Origin of the sequence: Pseudomonas fluorescens (assembly GCF_018614775.1) — a bacterium.
In the GTDB taxonomy this organism is placed as follows: domain Bacteria; phylum Pseudomonadota; class Gammaproteobacteria; order Pseudomonadales; family Pseudomonadaceae; genus Aquipseudomonas; species Aquipseudomonas fluorescens_BY.
The window spans coordinates 111,738-131,353 of the sequence record NZ_JAGGOF010000045.1; the positions used below are offsets into that span (position 1 = coordinate 111,738).

General features: G+C 62.6%; 11 protein-coding genes. 8 read left to right on the forward strand and 3 right to left on the reverse strand.

Features of this window, described 5'->3' with window-relative positions; genetic code table 11:
• The first annotated feature begins 6 nt into the window (after positions 1–6).
• From J7E36_RS12870 to J7E36_RS12890, 5 genes are all read left to right on the forward strand, one after another.
• Positions 7–267 carry a YeaC family protein gene (locus J7E36_RS12870; RefSeq protein ID WP_215003416.1) on the forward strand — a complete coding sequence of 87 codons (261 nt, stop codon included), beginning with the start codon at positions 7–9 and terminating at the stop codon, positions 265–267.
• Positions 264–1,094 carry a DUF2797 domain-containing protein gene (locus tag J7E36_RS12875; protein ID WP_215003418.1) on the forward strand — a complete coding sequence of 277 codons (831 nt, stop codon included), beginning with the start codon at positions 264–266 and terminating at the stop codon, positions 1,092–1,094. Before J7E36_RS12870 ends, J7E36_RS12875 begins: the two co-directional genes overlap by 4 nt.
• A gap of 13 nt (positions 1,095–1,107) precedes the next feature.
• Positions 1,108–3,765: an aminopeptidase N gene (gene pepN / locus J7E36_RS12880; protein WP_215003420.1), complete on the forward strand. Its 2,658-nt coding sequence runs from the start codon at positions 1,108–1,110 to the stop codon at positions 3,763–3,765.
• Positions 3,766–4,214: 449 nt separating this feature from the next.
• Positions 4,215–5,267 (forward strand): WD40/YVTN/BNR-like repeat-containing protein, encoded by a 1,053-nt coding sequence (locus J7E36_RS12885; protein WP_215003422.1) that lies wholly within the window; start codon positions 4,215–4,217, stop codon positions 5,265–5,267.
• Positions 5,268–5,310: 43 nt separating this feature from the next.
• Positions 5,311–7,686 (forward strand): efflux RND transporter permease subunit, encoded by a 2,376-nt coding sequence (locus tag J7E36_RS12890; protein ID WP_215003424.1) that lies wholly within the window; start codon positions 5,311–5,313, stop codon positions 7,684–7,686.
• A gap of 68 nt (positions 7,687–7,754) precedes the next feature.
• Here the strand turns inward: J7E36_RS12890 and J7E36_RS12895 are convergent, their stop codons facing one another.
• The 3 genes from J7E36_RS12895 to J7E36_RS12905 form a co-directional block, all read right to left on the reverse strand.
• Entirely contained in the window at positions 7,755–12,437 is a 4,683-nt protein-coding gene (locus tag J7E36_RS12895) for a dermonecrotic toxin domain-containing protein (RefSeq protein ID WP_215003426.1), read from the reverse strand.
• Between the two features lie 128 nt (positions 12,438–12,565).
• On the reverse strand, positions 12,566–13,285 hold the full coding sequence (locus J7E36_RS12900; RefSeq protein ID WP_215003428.1) for a FadR/GntR family transcriptional regulator: 720 nt from the start codon (positions 13,283–13,285) through the stop codon (positions 12,566–12,568).
• 266 nt (positions 13,286–13,551) lie between these two features.
• On the reverse strand, positions 13,552–15,288 hold the full coding sequence (locus J7E36_RS12905; protein ID WP_215003430.1) for an IlvD/Edd family dehydratase: 1,737 nt from the start codon (positions 15,286–15,288) through the stop codon (positions 13,552–13,554).
• A 191-nt stretch (positions 15,289–15,479) separates the two neighbouring features.
• Here J7E36_RS12905 and J7E36_RS12910 point away from each other — a divergent pair, with 191 nt between their 5' ends.
• From J7E36_RS12910 to J7E36_RS12920, 3 genes are all read left to right on the forward strand, one after another.
• Positions 15,480–16,802, forward strand: coding sequence for an MFS transporter (locus J7E36_RS12910; protein WP_215003432.1), 1,323 nt, complete (start codon positions 15,480–15,482; stop codon positions 16,800–16,802).
• Positions 16,803–16,959: 157 nt separating this feature from the next.
• The gene (araD1, locus tag J7E36_RS12915) at positions 16,960–17,952 is read left to right on the forward strand and encodes an AraD1 family protein (protein ID WP_215003433.1); all 993 of its coding nucleotides are present in this window, start codon (positions 16,960–16,962) and stop codon (positions 17,950–17,952) included.
• 12 nt (positions 17,953–17,964) lie between these two features.
• Entirely contained in the window at positions 17,965–19,545 is a 1,581-nt protein-coding gene (locus J7E36_RS12920) for an aldehyde dehydrogenase (NADP(+)) (protein WP_215003435.1), read from the forward strand.
• Positions 19,546–19,616: the final 71 nt, after the last annotated feature.

Here is a 19,616-nt window from a genome sequence, read left to right on the forward strand (position 1 = left end):
GAACCCATGTCCTCGTTCAACGAAATGATCCAGAACATCACCCCCGACATCTACCAGAACCTGAAGCTGGCGGTGGAAATCGGTAAATGGGCCGATGGCAACAAGCTCACTGCCGAACAGCGCGAGCTGTCGTTGCAGGCGATGATCGCCTGGGAAATCCAGAACCTGCCCGAAGAGGAGCGCACCGGTTACATGGGCCCGCAGGAGTGCCAGTCGAAATCGACCACCGTGCCGAACATCCTGTTCAAGTCGGACGCCATCCATTGATCGAGATTGGCCGTGGTGCAATCAGCAAGATGTCGGCGCGCCTTGACGGGCCGACCGTTCAATACGCCTTTCGCCTGGGCGATGTCGAGGTGCCGGTCAACCCGTTGATCGGCAGCACGGTGCGCCTGGAGTTTCTCGGTGCGATTCATTGCAGCCATTGCGGACGCCGGACCAAGACCAGCTTCAGCCAGGGCTATTGCTACCCATGCATGACCAAGCTGGCCCAGTGTGACCTGTGCATCATGAGCCCCGAGCGCTGCCATTTCGAGGCAGGCACCTGCCGCGATCCGGCCTGGGGCGAGCAATTCTGCATGACCGACCACGTGGTCTACCTGGCGAATTCCTCCGGCGTGAAAGTCGGCATCACCCGGGCCACGCAGCTGCCGACCCGCTGGATCGACCAGGGCGCCAGCCAGGCGTTGCCGATCCTGCGGGTCGCCACTCGTCAGCAATCGGGCTTCGTCGAAGACCTGTTCCGCAGCCAGGTGGCGGACAAGACCAACTGGCGCGCCTTGCTCAAGGGCGATGCCGTCGCGGTGGACCTGCGGCAGATCCGCGATTCGCTGTTTGAAAGTTGCGCCCAGGGATTGCAGGGCTTGCAGGAACGATTCGGCCTGCAGGCGATCCAGACCATAGCGGACGTCGAGCCCGTCGAGATCCGTTATCCGGTGGAGCAGTACCCGGCCAAGATTGTCAGCTTCAACCTGGACAAGCACCCGATCGCCGAAGGCACGCTCCTGGGGATCAAGGGCCAGTACCTGATTTTCGATACCGGCGTGATCAACATTCGTAAATACACGGCCTACCAGCTCGCCGTGCATCAGTAGAAGGATTCGACCCATGCGCACCGAACAACCGAAGATGATTTACCTGAAGGACTATCAGGCGCCCGAATACCTGATCGACGAAACGCACCTGACCTTCGAGTTGTTCGAGGACCATAGCCTGGTCCATGCGCAACTGGTGATGCGCCGCAACCCCGAGCGCGGCGCCGGACTGCCGCCGCTGGTGCTCGACGGCCAGCACCTGGAGTTGCTCTCGATCAAGCTCGACGACGCCGACCTGGCGCCGGGCGACTATCAGCTCGATGACAGCCACCTGACCGTGCAGCCCAAGGCCCAGGCCTTTACCGTCGACACCAGCGTCAGGATCCACCCGGAAACCAACACCGCCCTGGAAGGCCTGTACAAATCCAGTGGCATGTTCTGCACCCAGTGCGAGGCCGAAGGTTTCCGCAAGATCACCTATTACCTCGACCGCCCGGATGTGATGAGCAAGTTCACCACCACCGTGGTGGCGGAACAGCACCGCTATCCGGTGCTGCTGTCCAACGGCAACCCGGTTGCCAGTGGTCCTGGCGAAGACGGCCGGCACTGGGCGACCTGGGAAGACCCGTTCAAGAAGCCGGCTTACCTGTTTGCCCTGGTGGCCGGTGACCTGTGGTGCGTCGAAGACACCTTCACCACCATGAGCGAGCGCAGCGTGGCGCTACGCATCTATGTCGAGCCGGAAAACATCGACAAATGCCAGCACGCCATGACCAGCCTGAAAAAATCGATGCGCTGGGACGAAGAGGTGTACGGGCGCGAGTACGACCTGGACATCTTCATGATTGTCGCGGTCAACGACTTCAATATGGGCGCCATGGAGAACAAGGGCCTCAACATCTTCAACTCCAGCGCCGTGCTGGCCCGCGCCGAAACCGCGACCGACGCCGCTCACCAGCGGGTCGAGGCGATCGTTGCCCACGAATACTTCCACAACTGGTCGGGCAACCGCGTGACCTGCCGCGACTGGTTCCAGCTGTCGCTCAAGGAAGGCTTCACGGTGTTCCGCGACGCCGGCTTCTCCGCCGACATGAACTCCGCCACCGTCAAGCGCATCCAGGACGTAGCCTACCTGCGCACCCACCAGTTCGCCGAAGACGCTGGCCCCATGGCCCACCCGGTGCGTCCCGACAGTTTTATCGAGATCTCCAACTTCTACACCCTGACCGTGTACGAAAAGGGTTCGGAAGTGGTTGGCATGATCCACACGCTGCTGGGGGCGGACGGTTTCCGCAAGGGCAGCGACCTGTACTTCGAGCGCCACGACGGCCAGGCCGTGACCTGCGATGACTTCATCAAGGCCATGGAGGATGCCAACGGCGTCGACCTGAGCCAGTTCAAGCGCTGGTACAGCCAGGCCGGCACGCCGCGGCTGGCGGTGAGCGAGTCCTACGACGCCGCTGCCAGGACCTACAGCCTGACCTTCCGCCAGAGCTGCCCGCCGACCCCGGACAAGCAGGAAAAGCTGCCGTTCGTGATTCCTGTCGAACTGGGCCTGCTGGACAGCCAGGGCGCTGAAATTCCCCTGCGCCTGGCGGGTGAAGCAGCGGCCAGCGGCACTTCGCGGGTGATCTCGGTGACCGAAGCCGAGCAGACGTTCACCTTTGTCGATGTCGCCGAAAAACCATTGCCATCGCTGCTGCGCGGCTTCTCGGCGCCGGTGAAGCTGAGCTTCCCCTACGACCGCGACCAACTGATGTTCCTGATGCAGCATGACAGCGACGGTTTCAACCGCTGGGATGCCGGCCAGCAGTTGTCGGTGCAGGTGTTGCAGGAACTGATCGGCCAGCATCAGAAGGGCGCGAGCCTGGTGCTCGACCCGCGTCTGGTCACGGCCTTGCGCGCGGTACTGTCGGACGAATCCCTGGACCAGGCGATGGTCGCGGAGATGCTTTCGCTGCCGAGCGAAGCCTACCTGACGGAAATCAGCGAAGTGGCCGACGTCGAGGCGATCCATGCCGCCCGCGAGTTCGCCCGCCAGCAACTGGCCGAGAACCTGTTCGAGGCCTTGTGGCTGCGTTATGAAGCCAACCGCGACCTGTCGAAACGTACGCCGTATGTGGCCGAGGCCGAGCACTTTGCCCGGCGCGCCTTGCAGAACATTGCGCTGTCGTACCTGATGCTCACCGACAAACCGGAAGTGTTGAGCGCGACCCTGGAGCAGTTCGACAGCGCCGACAACATGACCGAACGCCTGACGGCGTTGGCGGTGCTGGTCAATTCGCCGTTCGAGACCGAGAAGGCTCATGCCTTGGCAGTGTTCGCGGAAAGCTTCAAGGGCAACCCGCTGGTCATGGACCAATGGTTCAGCGTCCAGGCCGGCAGCCCGCTGCCGGGTGGCCTGGCGCGGGTCAAGGCGTTGATGGAACACCCGGCGTTCAATATCAAGAACCCGAACAAGGTGCGGGCTCTGATCGGTGCGTTCGCCGGGCAGAACCTGATCAACTTCCACGCCGCCGACGGTTCGGGTTACCGCTTCCTGGCCGACCTGGTCATCCAGCTCAACGGCTTCAACCCGCAGATCGCCTCGCGGCAACTGGCGCCGCTGACCCGCTGGCGCAAATACGACAGCGCCCGCCAGGCGCTGATGAAAGCCGAACTGGAACGCATCCTCGCGTCCGGCGGGCTGTCCAGTGATGTGTTCGAGGTGGTGAGCAAGAGCCTGGCGTAAATAGGCACTGCTTGATCGTTCCCACGCAGCAGCACTGATCGTTCCCACGCTCCGCGTGGGAATGCATCTGGTGACGCTCCGCGTCACGACCCAAAGCGGACGCGGAGCGTCCATGGCTGCATTCCCACGCGGAGCGTGGGAACGATCAGTCGCGAGCGTGGGAACGATCGATCGCGAGCGGAAACGATCGGGTCCGCTTTCGCAGTGTTCATCCATCACCCCACCGAATACCCCGCCATTCACCCGCGCCCCAATCCCCCGTGGTTAACAAAAGATAACGTGGCGTCGATTGTCAGACCTTTCGAAAGCCCGATAGGATAGGTCAGCTTCCGAAGGGGCTCTAGATTGCAGGTTTCAGGACTATGCTCCAGATCCGGCAATCGAGAGGAGCCCGCTTACGGCGCCCTGAAAGGTTGAATGACCTAACAATAATAATGGGGGAAAGGTCTATGAATGAGCCTGTCATGGCTGTGGGCCGCTGCCGCCCGCCAGTGCTGCGCAGAGTCGCGTTGCTGGCATCGGTGCTCTCGCTGCTGGGCTCTGCCGTGTTGTCGGCACCGGTGATGGCCGTTGCGGCGTCGACCTCCGATGTCATCTACTCCGTCGAATCGGCCAAGGCCAGCAAGACCCTGATGCTCGATGTGGTCCATGCCGGCCCGCGCCTGGTGGCGGTCGGTGACCGGGGGCACATTGTCTACTCGGACGACCAGGGCCGCTCCTGGAGCCAGGCCAAGGTGCCGACCCGCCAACTGCTCACCGCCGTATTTTTCGTCGACGACAAACACGGTTGGGCCGTCGGTCACGACGCACAGATCCTCGCCAGCGAGGACGGTGGCAGCACCTGGACCAGGCAATTCGAAGACCTCACCCGTGAAGCGCCGCTGCTGGATGTCTGGTTCAAGGATGCCAGCAACGGCTTCGCCGTCGGCGCCTACGGTGCGTTGCTGGAAACCACCGACGGCGGCAAGCACTGGGAAGACGCCAGCGACCGCCTCGACAACGAAGACCAGTTCCACCTCAACGCGATCACCGCGGTGAAAGACGCCGGCCTGTTCATCGTCGGCGAGGCCGGCAGCATGTTCCGCTCCGCCGATTGGGGCCAGACCTGGGAAAAACTCGAGGGCCCTTACGAAGGCTCGCTCTTTGGCGTGATCGGCACTGCCCAGCCTTCGACGCTGTTGGCCTACGGCTTGCGCGGCAATCTCTATCGCTCCACCGACTTTGGCAGCACTTGGGAGCAGGTCGAACTCAAGGCCGCCCGTGGCGCCCTGGAATTTGGCCTGTCGGGGGCCACGCTGCTGGCGGACGGTTCCATCGTGATCGTCGGCAACGGCGGCAGCGTGGTACGCAGCACCGACGACGGCGTGAGCTTCAACGTGTTCAACCGCCCGGACCGGATTTCGGTATCGGCGGTCACCGCGGCGGGCAATGGCAACCTGATCTTGGCGGGGCAGGGCGGCGTGCGCGCCACGACGTCAACCGGTGCTGAACTGAGCAAATGAGTCGAGCCTGCACGACGGGCATAAAAACAAGAAGGCGCAACCCATGAGCAGTCATCACCAAGACAAGGCGACGTTTCTCGAACGCCTGATTTTCAATAACCGCCCGGCAGTGATCATCATTTGCCTGCTGGTCAGCGTTTTCCTGTTCTGGCAGGCCACGCTGATCCGGCCGTCCACCAGCTTCGAAAAAATGATCCCGCTCAAACATCCTTTCATCGAGAAGATGCTTGAGCACCGCAACGACCTGGCGAACCTGGGCAACACGGTGCGGATTTCGGTGGAAGCCACCGACGGCGACATCTTCTCCAAGGAGTACATGGAGACCCTGCGCCAGATCCACGACGAGGTCTTCTACATTCCGGGCGTCGACCGCTCCGGACTCAAGTCGCTGTGGAGCCCGAGCGTGCGCTGGACCGAAGTGACGGAGGAGGGCTTTGCCGGCGGCGAGGTGATTCCCCAGAGCTACAACGGCTCGGCCGACAGCCTCGACCTGCTGCGCAACAACGTCCTCAAATCCGGTCAGGTCGGACGGCTGGTTGCCAACGATTTCAAGTCGAGCATCATCGACATCCCGTTGCTGGAGTCCTATCCGGACCCACAGGACCAGGGCAAGCTGCTGGCGCTGGACTACCAGAAATTCTCCCACGAGCTTGAAGACAAGATCCGCAACAAGTTCGAGGCGCAGAACCACAACGTGCAGATCCACATCGTCGGCTTCGCCAAGAAGGTCGGCGACCTGATCGATGGCCTGATCATGGTGGTGATGTTCTTCGGCGTGGCCTTCGTCATCACGCTGATCCTGTTGTACTGGTTCACGAACTGCATGCGCAGCACCGTCGCGGTATTGAGCACCACGCTGGTGGCGGTGGTCTGGCAACTGGGATTGATGCATGCCGCCGGTTTCGGCCTTGATCCATACTCGATGCTGGTGCCGTTCCTGATCTTCGCCATCGGTATTTCCCACGGCGTGCAGAAGATCAACGGCATCGCCTTGCAATCCAGCGAAGCGGACAACGCCCTCACGGCGGCACGGCGCACCTTTCGCCAGTTGTTCCTGCCGGGGATGATCGCGATCCTGGCGGACGCCGTCGGCTTCATTACCTTGCTGATCATCGACATCGGCGTGATCCGCGAGCTGGCCATTGGCGCATCCATCGGCGTGGCGGTGATCGTGTTCACCAACCTGATCCTGCTGCCGGTGGCAATTTCCTACGTCGGCATCAGCAAGCGCGCCGTCGAGCGCAGCAAGAAAGACGCGACCCGCGAGCATCCGTTCTGGCGCATGCTGTCGAACTTCGCCAGTGCCAAAGTCGCGCCGGTGTCCATTGCCCTGGCCGTGATCGCCTTTGGCGGTGGCCTCTGGTACAGCCAGAACCTGAAGATCGGCGACCTCGACCAGGGCGCCCCGGAGTTGCGCCCGGACTCACGCTACAACCAGGACAACAATTTCATCATCAGCAACTACTCCACCAGCTCCGATGTACTGGTGGTGATGGTCAAAACCAAGGCCGAAGGCTGCTCGCGCTACGAAGCCATGGCGCCGATCGATGAGCTGATGTGGAAGATGCAGAACACCGAGGGCGTGCAGTCGGCGATTTCCCTGGTGACCGTGTCCAAGCAGATGATCAAGGGCATGAACGAGGGCAACCTCAAGTGGGAAACCCTGTCGCGCAACCCTGACGTGCTGAACAACTCCATCGCCCGGGCCGATGGCCTGTACAACAACAGCTGCTCCCTGGCGCCGGTGCTGGTGTTCCTCAACGATCACAAGGCTGAGACCCTGGACCGTGCAGTCGCGGCGGTGCAGGCCTTCGCCAAGGAAAACAACCGCGACGGCCTGGAGTTCATCCTGGCGGCCGGTAACGCCGGCATCGAAGCGGCCACCAACGAAGTGATCAAGGAATCGGAGCTGACCATCCTGATCCTGGTGTACATCTGCGTGGCAACCATGTGCATGATCACCTTCCGTTCCTGGGCGGCGACGCTGTGCATCGTCCTGCCGCTGGTGCTGACCTCGGTCCTGGGCAACGCGCTGATGGCTTTCATGGGCATCGGCGTGAAGGTCGCGACGTTGCCGGTGGTGGCGCTGGGCGTGGGGATTGGCGTCGACTACGGCATCTACATCTACAGCCGCCTCGAAAGCTTCCTGCGGGCCGGGTTACCGTTGCAGGAGGCTTACTACCAGACGCTGAAGTCCACCGGTAAAGCCGTACTGTTCACCGGCCTGTGCCTGGCCATCGGCGTGTGCACCTGGATCTTCTCGGCCATCAAGTTCCAGGCCGACATGGGCTTGATGCTGACGTTCATGCTGCTTTGGAACATGTTCGGCGCGCTGTGGCTGCTGCCGGCGCTGGCGCGGTTCCTGATCAAACCGGAGAAACTGGCGGGGCAGAAGGGTAATTCGTTGTTTGCCCATTGACCGATATCTGTGGGAGCAAACTTTGCTCCCACAGAACGGGGATAAATCCCCTCGCCACAAGGACTCGATCAAGGCGCCAACGGCAAGAACCTGCGCTGGGCCAACGGCCTGCCGATCTGTCCTCGATGCACATTCACCACCGCGTAGGGGCTGTTAGCCCTGGCGAGCATTGAATAGTAGTGCTCCATGCGTTGTTCCCTGTTTTTCAGATGCGCGACGCTGAAGTCGGCTTTCGGCGTATCGGCCGTTTCGTAGTGAAAATGCGCGTACCAGAGGGGCCGGCCGTCACGGTCATTGATGGCGTACTCCTGAAGAAAATCCTTGCGCGGGCCTTTCAAGGCGGTGCGGTCACCCAAGCGAGCCACTTGGATCAAGTCTTTGTCGAACAGGTAGCGCAGGTTGCTGTCGGTGGGCGGCAGTTTCAAGCTCAGTTCGGTGCGCAGTTCGCTGCCCCTGGCACTCAGGCGGGACACGGCGTCGGATAGTTGATCCAGCAGTGTTTGCTCTGCGGCGGTGCGCGGTGTGGTCGAGGCGGTGAGGGCTCTTTCGAGTTCCTCGGTGAGCTTGCGGTAGCGGCTGCCCTCGTTGTTCATGATCTCTTCGATTTCCTGAGGAAAGCGGCAGCGTATTTTGTAGCGTTCGGCGCTGGCTAAACGGTTCTCCAGTTGCTCGAGCAATCTGCGCGCATCGCCCTTGACCGCCCTGATCGACCGGGTGCTTGGGACAGGCGCGGGGCGTGGGGTGTCGACCACATCCCAGACGTCGTCGTGTTGCGAATACGTGGCGAGCAACTGGTTGTCGGCTTCCGAGCGCAGCTCGACGACATCAATGGGCAGGCGGGTGCCCGCCGGTTTCAAATCACCGATCAGCACGCCACTGTGGCGGGTCTTGATGACCTTTTTTTGCAGGTGCCCGGTCGATACCTTGGAGTGTTTTGGCGCACGCTTGCGTGGCGTTGGCTCGGGTTTGATTTCTGCCGCGAGTTTCCCGGAAACCTCCTGGTAAAGCCCCTCGACCAGATTGATCAGCCTGTCGAAATAGGTTTCGTTGATGTCGTCCGGGTAGAGGGCCTTTGTCCCCCTCAACGCATCCAGGGTCTTGCCGTATTGCTCGGTCAGGCTTGCCAGCACCTCGAGTTGTTCTGACGCAGGCAGATCGTACATTCGCAGGTCATGGTGGGAGCGCATCTGCTCCGCCAATGGCATGACAATGCGAAGCAGGCTTTCGGCCAGGCTCGATTGCAAATTCTTCACGGACAGAATGGGAAGGGTGGAGAGTTGCAAGGTCTTGCTGCCGATGGCATTTCTCTCATCGAGGGGGCGGCCCCTGGTCAGGCGCTCGAACGCCTGTGCGCCCGCCGGATCGAGATTCAGTAGCCGCTCCAGATAGTCGTCCTTGAGTTCCAGCCAGTGGATCGCCCGATCATTGATGTCGCTCATGGTGTCGAGGTACTTCCGGTACGGCTCGAGGTTGTAAGCGACGATTTCCCTGAAGTCGCGACCCCAGTGAAACTGGGGATGGGCTTGTTGGGTGGCGACGTAATCCTTTTGGGTGATCAGGAACGCCTTGCGGGCATTGTTGATCACGTTTTCCATCAGCCCATGCAGGTAGCCAGGCGGGAACCCGATGCCCAGGCTGGCACGTTCGGGTGCGCTGTCCGCCATCTTCAGGTAAATCTCGGTCTGCTCCTGTAGCAGGTCGTAGAACGTCTTGCGCTTCTGGGCACGCTGGGCTTCGGTGTAGTTGCCATCCTCGGTTCGGGTCATGACCTGCTGGGCCACGTCCAGGGCTTTTTGTCGATCATCGTCTTTTTCAATCCATCGGTTGTGTTCCTCGGTCAGTTGCCGGACGCGCTGGAGGTTGATACGGCGCTGCGCCTCCACCCGCTTGGGCGGCATGCCGCCACGCAGGCGCAGGCGCAGATCCAGCGACCAGTTGCCCTGGCCGTCCGACTTCAAGGGCGGGCCACTGGCGTTTGGGTCGCGCGGATCGACAATCGTCACGCTGCCATCCGTTTCGGGGCTGACCTGATACAGGCGGTCTTCAACCAGCGCATGCCACCTGTTGGCGATCACGTATAGGCCGGTGTTAGGGCCATAGCCAATCGCTTCGGGCAGTGACGCGGGCCGCGGCAGTTGCACCCGCAGCAGGTAGTTGTGCTGTGCCGATGTCAAACGGTGACGGGCGTTGGCGAAGCCGAAGTCCAGGTACCCGCTGGCGGTGGCGGAGTGCTTGCCGGGCAGGGCCGCGGGCTGTTCAACCAGGCTGGGTGGAGGGGGCGCTGGCCATTGTTCGGGTATGACGCGCGGCGCGGGCGTACGCATGGCCTGTTGCTGGGCCGCTTCGGGCACCGGCAGGTGGACTGGGCGGATGGCGGGGAACTGGCTCACCAGCATACCGAGGTTGACCAGCAAGTCGACGGCGGCCAGCTCCCTTGCCACCGGGTCTTGGCTGCTCAGCGCCGGAATATCATGACTGGCACTGGCCATCAGGTTCCAGAGCCAGGCGGTGGCCATGACCGGGCCCCGCAGCAACGGCATCAGCAGCGAGTTGAAGATCAGGTTGCCGCCTTCCAGCAGCACGGCCCAGCGGCTTTCACTGTTGGACACCGAGTCCCGGTCCGCCTGGGTGACCAGGGCGTGCGCATTGCTGCGGTAGAGGCAGGGCATCAGGTCGCCGTTGCGTAGCCACTTTTGCAGCTCGGCGCTGCTTTCGTCGTCGACCGCGAGTGTTGCCGGGGCAGGCTTCGCGGGAAGGCTGAACTCGTCGCCCTGGAAGAAGCGCACGATGTGCGGCTCGACGAAGCCGCCGTCGGCATAGATCCGCCGTGCGGTGTCGGACATCCAGGTCAGAATGCTTTCTTGCAGGTCCCCAGGGGTGACGATGGCCTGCAACAGTGCCTGGCGTGTCGGGTACTCCTGCAACGCAGGGGAATAGAGCGGTCGATAGAGCAGGTGCGGGCCGGTGCTGACGTCTTGCGGCTCGATCATGAACATGTTGGTCACGATGTCAGGCTGAGCCCCGGGTTTGCACAGGAAGGCCAGGTGCCGAATCGTCACGGCTCGACCATCGAGTTTCTGCCCGTCGACATCGGGTTGCAGGACGGCTGCAAGCAGACGCAGGCCCGGGCGGGTCATGCCGTTTTTCTGCTCCAGCAGGTGTTGCAGCGCCTCCAACTGCAGTTGCGCTGGCATCTGGTCGGTGAACATACGTTGCCGTTGCCGCGCGTGAGGCAAATCGTCCACCAGCCGCTGTTGCAAGTAGCGAGGGTAGGTCGCGCCAATATCGACCTGTTCGATCAGCCCGTTCTTGCGGGTAATGAAATCCGGCGTCAGCCACGCCGGCAACGCCAATCCCAGGCGATGGCCGAGCACCAGGTTGGCACTGGGACGAGCGACGAGGTTGTGGATCGCCAGGTCGGTCAGGCTCATGGTTTTTTTCTCGATGATCCCGACCGTACCGGGATAACCAGCGGCCACGGTGAAGGTCAGCTCGACGTCATCGGGGTGGAAATGGCTGGGTGGAGCCCTGTCCAGGCGGTTGTCGTTGGTCTGCTGCATCTGTTTGACCAAGGCGTCGGCCGTGAAGGCCTTGATGTCCTGGACGTCGCTGAGATAGGTCCGGCCCAGGCTGCGCTGCTTGGCACTGGCCACCGTCAGGCTGAGGTGTTGGAAGTGGGTTCGATCAACACTGGACGCATTCTTCAGCCAAGCGGGCAACAACGGCTCAAGGCGGGCTGATATTTCCGGCGTGAGGCGCGGCGCGTCAAGCAGGTAGCGGGCGGGGTCGCTCAGGTCCTGATACAACGTCGTCAGGGCTTGCAGGCCAATTCGCGCAGGCAACTGCACCGCTTGCAGGTCCGCCAGTTGCTGTTCCAGGATCATGGCCGCCTGGACATCGAAGGCATTGCCGCCGATTTCGTTGCGTTGACAGGTGATGGTGTCGACGACGTACTGGCTGGCGATGCGCGTGCTCCAGTAACGGTTGAAAGCCTCCAGGGAGGAAAAGGATTGCACGGCGCTGCCAGGGCTGCACAGCAGATAGAGGGTTGCACCTTGGGCCAAGTGAGCGAGGAGGATCTCGCTGCCGATCAGGACGCTGCTGACGCCGCCCTGGCTGATCACGGTCTCCAGGCTGTAGGCGTAGACCGGAGAAGGGTTGTTGTGAAAAAAACGCAGGTCGCGGTCCGGCCAGCGGACAATCTGGTCCAGCGCCTCGCGCGCCTGATCCGTGAGGCCTGGCTGTTGCAGGCCGCGGATCTGCAGGACGTTCTTGAGCACATCACTGAACCAGCGCCAGCGACTGACGCCGTCGTGACCGTCGATCTCGGCATTCCAATAACCGGTCAGCGCATCCTGCAGTCCGATCGGTGCGGTCCAGGGCAATTCGGTCAACAATTTCTTGATGTCCTGCATGTCCACCTTGCGCTCGGCCCACCTGAGGGGGTGCGGCATTCTTTCGCTCAGAAAGCAGGAAAGCCCCCCGGCATCCCTGAAGTCCCAGGGCGTGCCCAGGGCCAGATAGTCGAGGACGCGGGGCATGAAAGGCTGGACTCGCCAGGCACGATCAGCTGCATTCGGCGTCGCCAGTTGGAGCTGGGACAGGTCGAAGGACAATGAGGGGTACTGTTTCTGGATGGCTTGTTCGAGCATGCGCCGGGCGACCTGTTCGAAGGTCGGGCGACTGGCGAATTGCAGGCTGACGGTTAGCGCAAGGGCAGACGCGCTGTCAGCCGGGGCGGGCGAGGTCATAGGAAGTCCTTTTCATAAACGCATGGCCGTCGGATGACGACCTGAAAAGTATCGACTTCTGTGTCTCGCAGGGGCGGTAGATAAATACCGCCCTGGCGGCTGCGGGGTGTGTCAGGCCCGTCGTGGAATCAGGCTGGATCGGCGCCCAGCACAACGTTCAGCGCGCTGCGGGCATCGTCCAGTTGCACCAGCGTGGCATGGCGGGCACCGAGGGCGTCGCGGTTCTCGATGGCGGTGAGAATCGCCCGGTGTCGCGGCATCGCCAGCTCGTGCAAGTTGGGCCGCTGGTTGGAATGCTTGAGCGCTTCGGCGATGGCCACCGACAGCATGTTGCACAGGTTGGCGAGCAGGTCGTTGTGGGTCGCATCGGCGATCCGGCTATGGAAATCCAGGTCCGGTTGCAGCAGGGCTTCGGGCGTCGGTGCCGCGTCCATGCGCTCATAGGCTTCGCGGATAGAGGCGATGTCGTCGTCGGTGGCGAATTGCGCAGCGAGGGCAGCGGCAGCGGGTTCGATGATGCTGCGAACGCTGGTCAGCAAACCGAAGAACTCATTTTGCGGGCTGCTTTGCATCAACCAGTGCAACACGTCCGGGTCGAGCATGTGCCATTCCTTACGGGCCTTGACCACCGTACCCACCCGCGGCCGCGAATACACCAGGCCCTTGGCGACCAGCACCCGCGTGGCTTCGCGCAGCACCGGCCGGCTGACGGCGTACTCCTCGCACAACAAGGCTTCGGCGGGCAGTTTGTCGTCCGGCTTGAAGCGCCCTGAAACGATCTGCATGCCCAGTTCCTGGACGATGCGCGCGTGCATGCTTTTGCGGTCGGAGGGTTTACGGTAATCCATGGGAAGCGGCGCGATCCGGTGGGAGGAGGTGCTGCGCATGATAGCAGGCGCGGGGAGGGCGGGTCGCTAGTGCGATTTCATGTAGACGCGGCCCCCCTGATGTGGGAGCGGGCTTGCTCGCGAAAGCGGTGTATCAGTCGCCACGGATGTAGCTGACATACCGCTTTCGCGAGCAAGCCCGCTCCCACAGGGGATTGTTGGCGGACTGGATGTCCGGACCGCCTCGAAATCACTGTGCTAGCCCGCTCCCACAGGGATGGGTGAGGTCAGTGAGAGTGACGCGGCACCTCGGCGCCGCGGCAACCGACCAGGAAGTCGAAGTCGCAGCCCTGGTCCGCTTGCAGCACATGATCGATGTACAACTGGCGGTAGCCGCCCACCAACAGCTGTTGCGGCGGGACGAGGTCGGCCAGGCGCGCGGCCAGTTCAGCGTCCGGGATGTCCAGGTGCAGGCGGCCGCTGGCGCAATCCAGTTCGATGAAGTCACCTTCCTTCACCGCTGCCAGAGGTCCGCCGGCGGCGGCTTCCGGTGCCACGTGCAGCACCACGGTGCCGTAGGCGGTGCCGCTCATGCGCGCATCGGAAATCCGCACCATGTCGGTCACGCCCTGGGCCAGCAGCTTGGCCGGCAAGCCCATGTTGCCCACCTCGGCCATGCCCGGGTAACCCTTGGGCCCGCAGTTTTTCATCACCAGGATCGAGTTGGCGTCCACGTCCAGCTCCGGGTCGTTGATGCGTGCCTTGTATTCGTCGAAGTTCTCGAACACCACCGCGCGACCGCGATGCTGCATCAGCTCGGCCGTCGCGGCGGAAGGCTTGAGCACCGCCCCCAATGGCGCCAGGTTGCCACGCAGCACGCAGATGCCGCCGTCGGCGCGAATCGGGTTGTCCAGGGGGCGGATGACTTCGTCCTGGCCGTAGATCGGCGCGTCCTTGGTGTTTTCGCCCAGGCTCTTGCCGTTGACCGTCAGGGCGTTCGGGTGGGGAATCAGGTTGGCTTCGCCCAGACGCCGTAGCACGGCGGGCAAGCCACCGGCGTAGTAGAACTCTTCCATCAGGAAGCGCCCGGACGGCTGCAGGTCGACGATGGTCGGCATGCCGCGACCGATGCGGGTCCAGTCGTCCAGGTCCAGTTGCACGCCGATGCGCCCGGCGATGGCCTTGAGGTGGATCACCGCGTTGGTGGAACCGCCGATGGCCGCGTTGACGCGGATGGCGTTTTCAAAGGCTTCCTTGGTCAGGATCTTCGACAACCGCAGATCTTCACGAACCATCTCCACCGCACGCATGCCGGACATGTGCGCCAGCACATAACGGCGTGCGTCCACCGCCGGGATGGCGGCGTTGTGCGGCAGCGAGGTGCCGAGGGCTTCGGCCATGCAGGCCATGGTCGAGGCCGTGCCCATGGTGTTGCAGGTACCGGCCGAGCGGGACATGCCGCCCTCGGCCGCGAGGAAGTCGTCAAGGGTGATGGTGCCGGCCTTGACCTGCTCGCTCAACTGCCAGACCACGGTACCCGACCCGATGTCCTGGCCTTTGTGCTTGCCGTTGAGCATCGGCCCACCGGTGACGACGATGGCTGGCACGTCACAACTGGCCGCGCCCATCAGCAAGGCGGGGGTGGTCTTGTCGCAACCGGTGAGCAGCACGACGCCGTCAATCGGGTTGCCGCGAATCGCCTCTTCCACGTCCATGCTCGCCAGGTTGCGGGTCAACATGGCGGTAGGACGCAGGTTCGATTCGCCATTGGAGAACACCGGGAACTCCACCGGGAAGCCACCGGCTTCGATCACGCCGCGCTTGACGTGCTCGGCGATCTGCCGGAAGTGCGCGTTGCACGGCGTCAGCTCCGACCAGGTGTTGCAGATGCCAATGATCGGCTTGCCATGGAACTGATGGTCGGCGATGCCCTGATTTTTCATCCAGCTGCGGTACATGAAGCCGTTTTTGTCGGCAGTGCCAAACCATTGGGCCGAGCGCAGGGAGGGTTTCTTATCAGACATGATCGATTCTCTTATTGTATGACTATATTGTTCGAGCTGAAGCGTAACATAAGCGCTATTTGTGCGCTTTGGAAGTGTTGTTGGGTAAATAGTATTACTATATAGTCCGATTCAACGGAGGGGTTGTCCTGGCGGTCATTCGCGAGAGAAATCCCCGGGTTCTATAACAACAACAAGTGGAGAACGGTCCCATGAGCCAGGAATTGCGGCTTATTCGTCGCATCACGCTGAAACTGATTCCCTTCCTGATACTGCTGTACCTGATCGCCTACGTGGACCGCTCCGCAGTGGGTTTTGCCAAGCTGCACATGGGCGCCGACCTCGGCATCGGCGACGCCGCCTACGGCCTTGGGGCCGGGTTGTTCTTCATCGGTTACTTCCTGCTGGAAATCCCCAGCAACCTGATGCTCGAACGCTTCGGTGCCCGGCGCTGGTTCGCCCGGATCATGATCACCTGGGGCGCCATCACCATCGGCATGGCATTCGTCCAGGGCCCCCACAGCTTCTATGTAATGCGCTTCCTGCTCGGCGCGGCCGAAGCCGGGTTCTTCCCTGGCGTGCTCTACTACATTACCCAGTGGTTCCCGGTGCGTCATCGCGGCAAGATCCTCGGCCTGTTCATTCTTTCCCAGCCGATCGCGATGATGATCACCGGTCCCGTGTCCGGCGGCTTGCTGGGCATGGACGGGGTCCTTGGCCTGCATGGCTGGCAGTGGCTGTTCATCGTCATCGGCCTGCCGGCGGTGCTGTTGACCTGGCCGGTGCTGCGTTATCTGCCCGACGGCCCGCAACAGGTGAAATGGATGGACCAGGCCGAGAAGGACTGGCTCACCGGTGAACTGAAAAAGGATCTGCAGGAATACGGCCAGACCCGCCACGGCAATCCGCTGCATGCATTGAAGGACAAACGTGTCCTGCTGCTGGCGCTGTTCTACCTGCCGGTGACCTTGAGCATCTATGGTTTGGGCCTGTGGTTGCCGACGCTGATCAAGCAGTTCGGCGGCAGTGACCTGGTGACCGGTTTCGTTTCTTCGGTGCCCTACATCTTCGGCATCATCGGCTTGCTGATCATTCCGCGCAGCTCCGACCGCTTGAATGATCGCTACGGTCACTTGGCCGTGCTCTATGTGCTCGGTGCCACCGGCCTGTTCCTCAGTGCCTGGCTGTCGGTGCCGGTGTTGCAACTGGCGGCGCTGTGCCTGGTGGCGTTCGCGCTGTTTTCCTGCACGGCGGTGTTCTGGACCTTGCCGGGGCGGTTCTTTGCCGGCGCCAGCGCGGCGGCGGGCATCGCCTTGATCAACTCGGTGGGCAACCTCGGTGGCTACATCGGGCCGTTCGTGATCGGCGCACTGAAGGAATACACCGGCAACCTGGCCTCCGGGCTGTACTTCCTGTCCTGCGTCATGGTGTTCGGCCTGGTGCTGACCGGTGTGGTCTATCGTCTGCTGGAGCGCAAGCACGTGCTGCCGGCAGACCAGTTCGCGGCCAGCGCGCGGGGGGCGACGCGTACCTGATTCAAAGGTCGCCGCCGACCCACTGTGGGAGCGAGCCTGCTCGCGATAGCGGTGGGTCAGCTTTCACCCATGTTGAATGTGCCGCCGTCATCGCGAGCAGGCTCGCTCCCACAAGGGAATTGGCGTTGTATTTGAATTTTGTCTACTGGAGAAACCCATGCGTTTAGTTCAATTCGAATTGCCCAACGGCGAGCGCCGCGTTGGCGTGGTTGACGGCGACCAGGTGCGCGAAGTGCTGGGGGCTACAAGCGTGCGCGAGTTGGCGCTGGCGGCTATCGCAGCCGGCGTGAAACTTGAGCAGGAGGTCAATGGCATGGGCCTGGGGGCCGGCCACGACTACGCGCAGTTGCTGGGTGAGCTGCGCATCCTGCCGCCGCTGGATCACCCGGACCCGGCACACCTGCTGGTCAGCGGCACCGGCCTGACCCACCTGGGCAGCGCCTCGGCACGGGACAAGATGCACCAGCAGGCCGACGACGAAGCGGCCATGACCGACACCATGCGCATCTTCAAATGGGGCGTGGAGGGCGGTAAACCGGCATCGGGGCAGGCGGGTGTGCAACCGGAATGGTTCTACAAGGGCGACGGCAGCATTGTGGTCCGTCCGGGGCATCCGTTCCCGTTGCCACCGTTCGCCGAAGACGCCGGCGAGGAGCCGGAAATCAGCGGCCTGTATGTCATCGGTCACGACGGCAAGCCTTATCGCCTGGGCTTTGCGGTGGGTAACGAGTTTTCCGACCACGTGATGGAGCGCAAGAATTACCTGTACCTGGCCCATTCGAAATTGCGCAGCTGCAGCTTTGGTCCGGAACTTCGCCTCGGTGAATTGCCTCAACATCTGTCCGGGAGCAGTCGTATCCTGCGCGATGGCGAAGTGCTGTGGCAGAACGAATTCCTCAGCGGCGAGGCCAACATGTGCCACAGCCTCGAGAACCTGGAATTCCATCACTTCAAGTACAGCCAGTTCCTGCGCCCGGGGGACGTTCACGTTCACTTCTTCGGCACCGCGACCCTGTCGTTCGCCGATGGCATCCGTACTCAGCCGGGGGATGTGTTCGAGATCAGCCAGGCCGAATTCGGCGCACCGCTGGTCAACGGCATTGCCCCGGTGGACGCGGTGTTCAACCCGGGTACTATCGGCACACTTTAAAAGGAGACTTGCATGAACCAGATCCTTGGCCACAACTACATCGGTGGGTCGCGCAGCGCGGCCGGCCAGACACGTTTGCAGAGCCTCGATGCCAGCAGCGGCGAAGCCTTGCCGGGTGAGTTCGTCCAGGCCACGGCCGAAGAAGTCGACGCAGCGGCCAAGGCAGCGGCGGCAGCTTATCCGGCCTACCGCAGCCTGAGCGCAGCACGCCGGGCCGAGTTCCTCGACGCCATCGCCGATGAACTGGACGCCCTGGGCGATGAGTTCGTGGCCGTGGTCTGCCGTGAAACCGCACTGCCTGCGGCGCGCATCCAGGGCGAGCGCGGTCGTACCAGCGGCCAGATGCGCCTGTTTGCCAAGGTCTTGCGCCGCGGCGACTTCTACGGCGCGCGTATTGACCGGGCCCTGCCGGAGCGCACGCCGCTGCCGCGTCCGGACCTGCGTCAATACCGCATCGGCCTGGGCCCGGTGGCGGTGTTCGGCGCGAGTAACTTTCCCCTGGCGTTTTCCACCGCCGGCGGCGACACCGCAGCGGCCCTGGCCGCCGGTTGCCCGGTGGTGTTCAAGGCCCACAGCGGGCACATGGCGACTGCCGAGTGGGTGGCCGATGCAATCATCCGCGCCGCCGAGAAAACGTCGATGCCGGCCGGTGTGTTCAACATGATCTACGGCGGTGGCGTTGGCGAATGGCTGGTCAAGCACCCGGCGATCCAGGCTGTGGGTTTCACCGGTTCCCTCAAGGGCGGGCGCGCCCTGTGCGACATGGCCGCCGCGCGGCCCCAGCCGATTCCGGTGTTCGCCGAAATGTCGAGCATCAACCCGGTGATCATCTTGCCACAGTCCTTGGCAACCCGCGCCGAGACAGTCGCCCGCGACCTGACCGCCTCGGTGGTGCAGGGCTGCGGTCAGTTCTGCACCAATCCAGGCCTGGTGATCGGTATTCGCTCGCCAGACTTCACAGCCTTCACTCAGCAGGTAGCCACGCTGATCGGCGACCAGGCGCCGCAAACCATGCTCAACGCTGGCACCCTGCAAAGCTATGGCAAGGGCTTGCAGAAACTGCTCGCTCACCCGGGCATCGAGCACCTGGCCGGGCGTGCGCAGCAGGGCAACCAGGCCCAGCCACAGCTGTTCAAGGCCGACGCCAGCCTGTTGATCGACGGTGACGAGGCGTTGCAGGAAGAAGTGTTCGGCCCGACCACGGTATTCGTCGAAGTGGCGGACCAGGCGCAACTGATTGCGGCGCTCAATGGATTGCACGGTCAACTGACGGCCACCCTCATCGGCGAGCCGGCGGACTTCGAGCAGTTTGGTGAATTGACGCCGCTGCTGGAGCAGAAGGTCGGGCGCATCCTGCTCAACGGTTATCCGACCGGGGTGGAAGTGTGTGATTCGATGGTGCACGGCGGGCCATACCCGGCGACGTCCGATGCCCGTGGCACCTCGGTGGGGACGCTGGCGATCGATCGCTTCCTGCGCCCGGTGTGCTTTCAGAACTACCCCGACAACTTGTTGCCGGAGCCGCTGAAGAACGCCAACCCGCTGGGGATCCAGCGGTTGGTGGATGGGGTGCCGGGGCGCGAGGCGCTCTAGGGACCTGACGAGGCAGCGCCATCGTGGTTGGATGGCGCCGCCGCTATCGCGAGCAGGCCTGCTCGCGATAG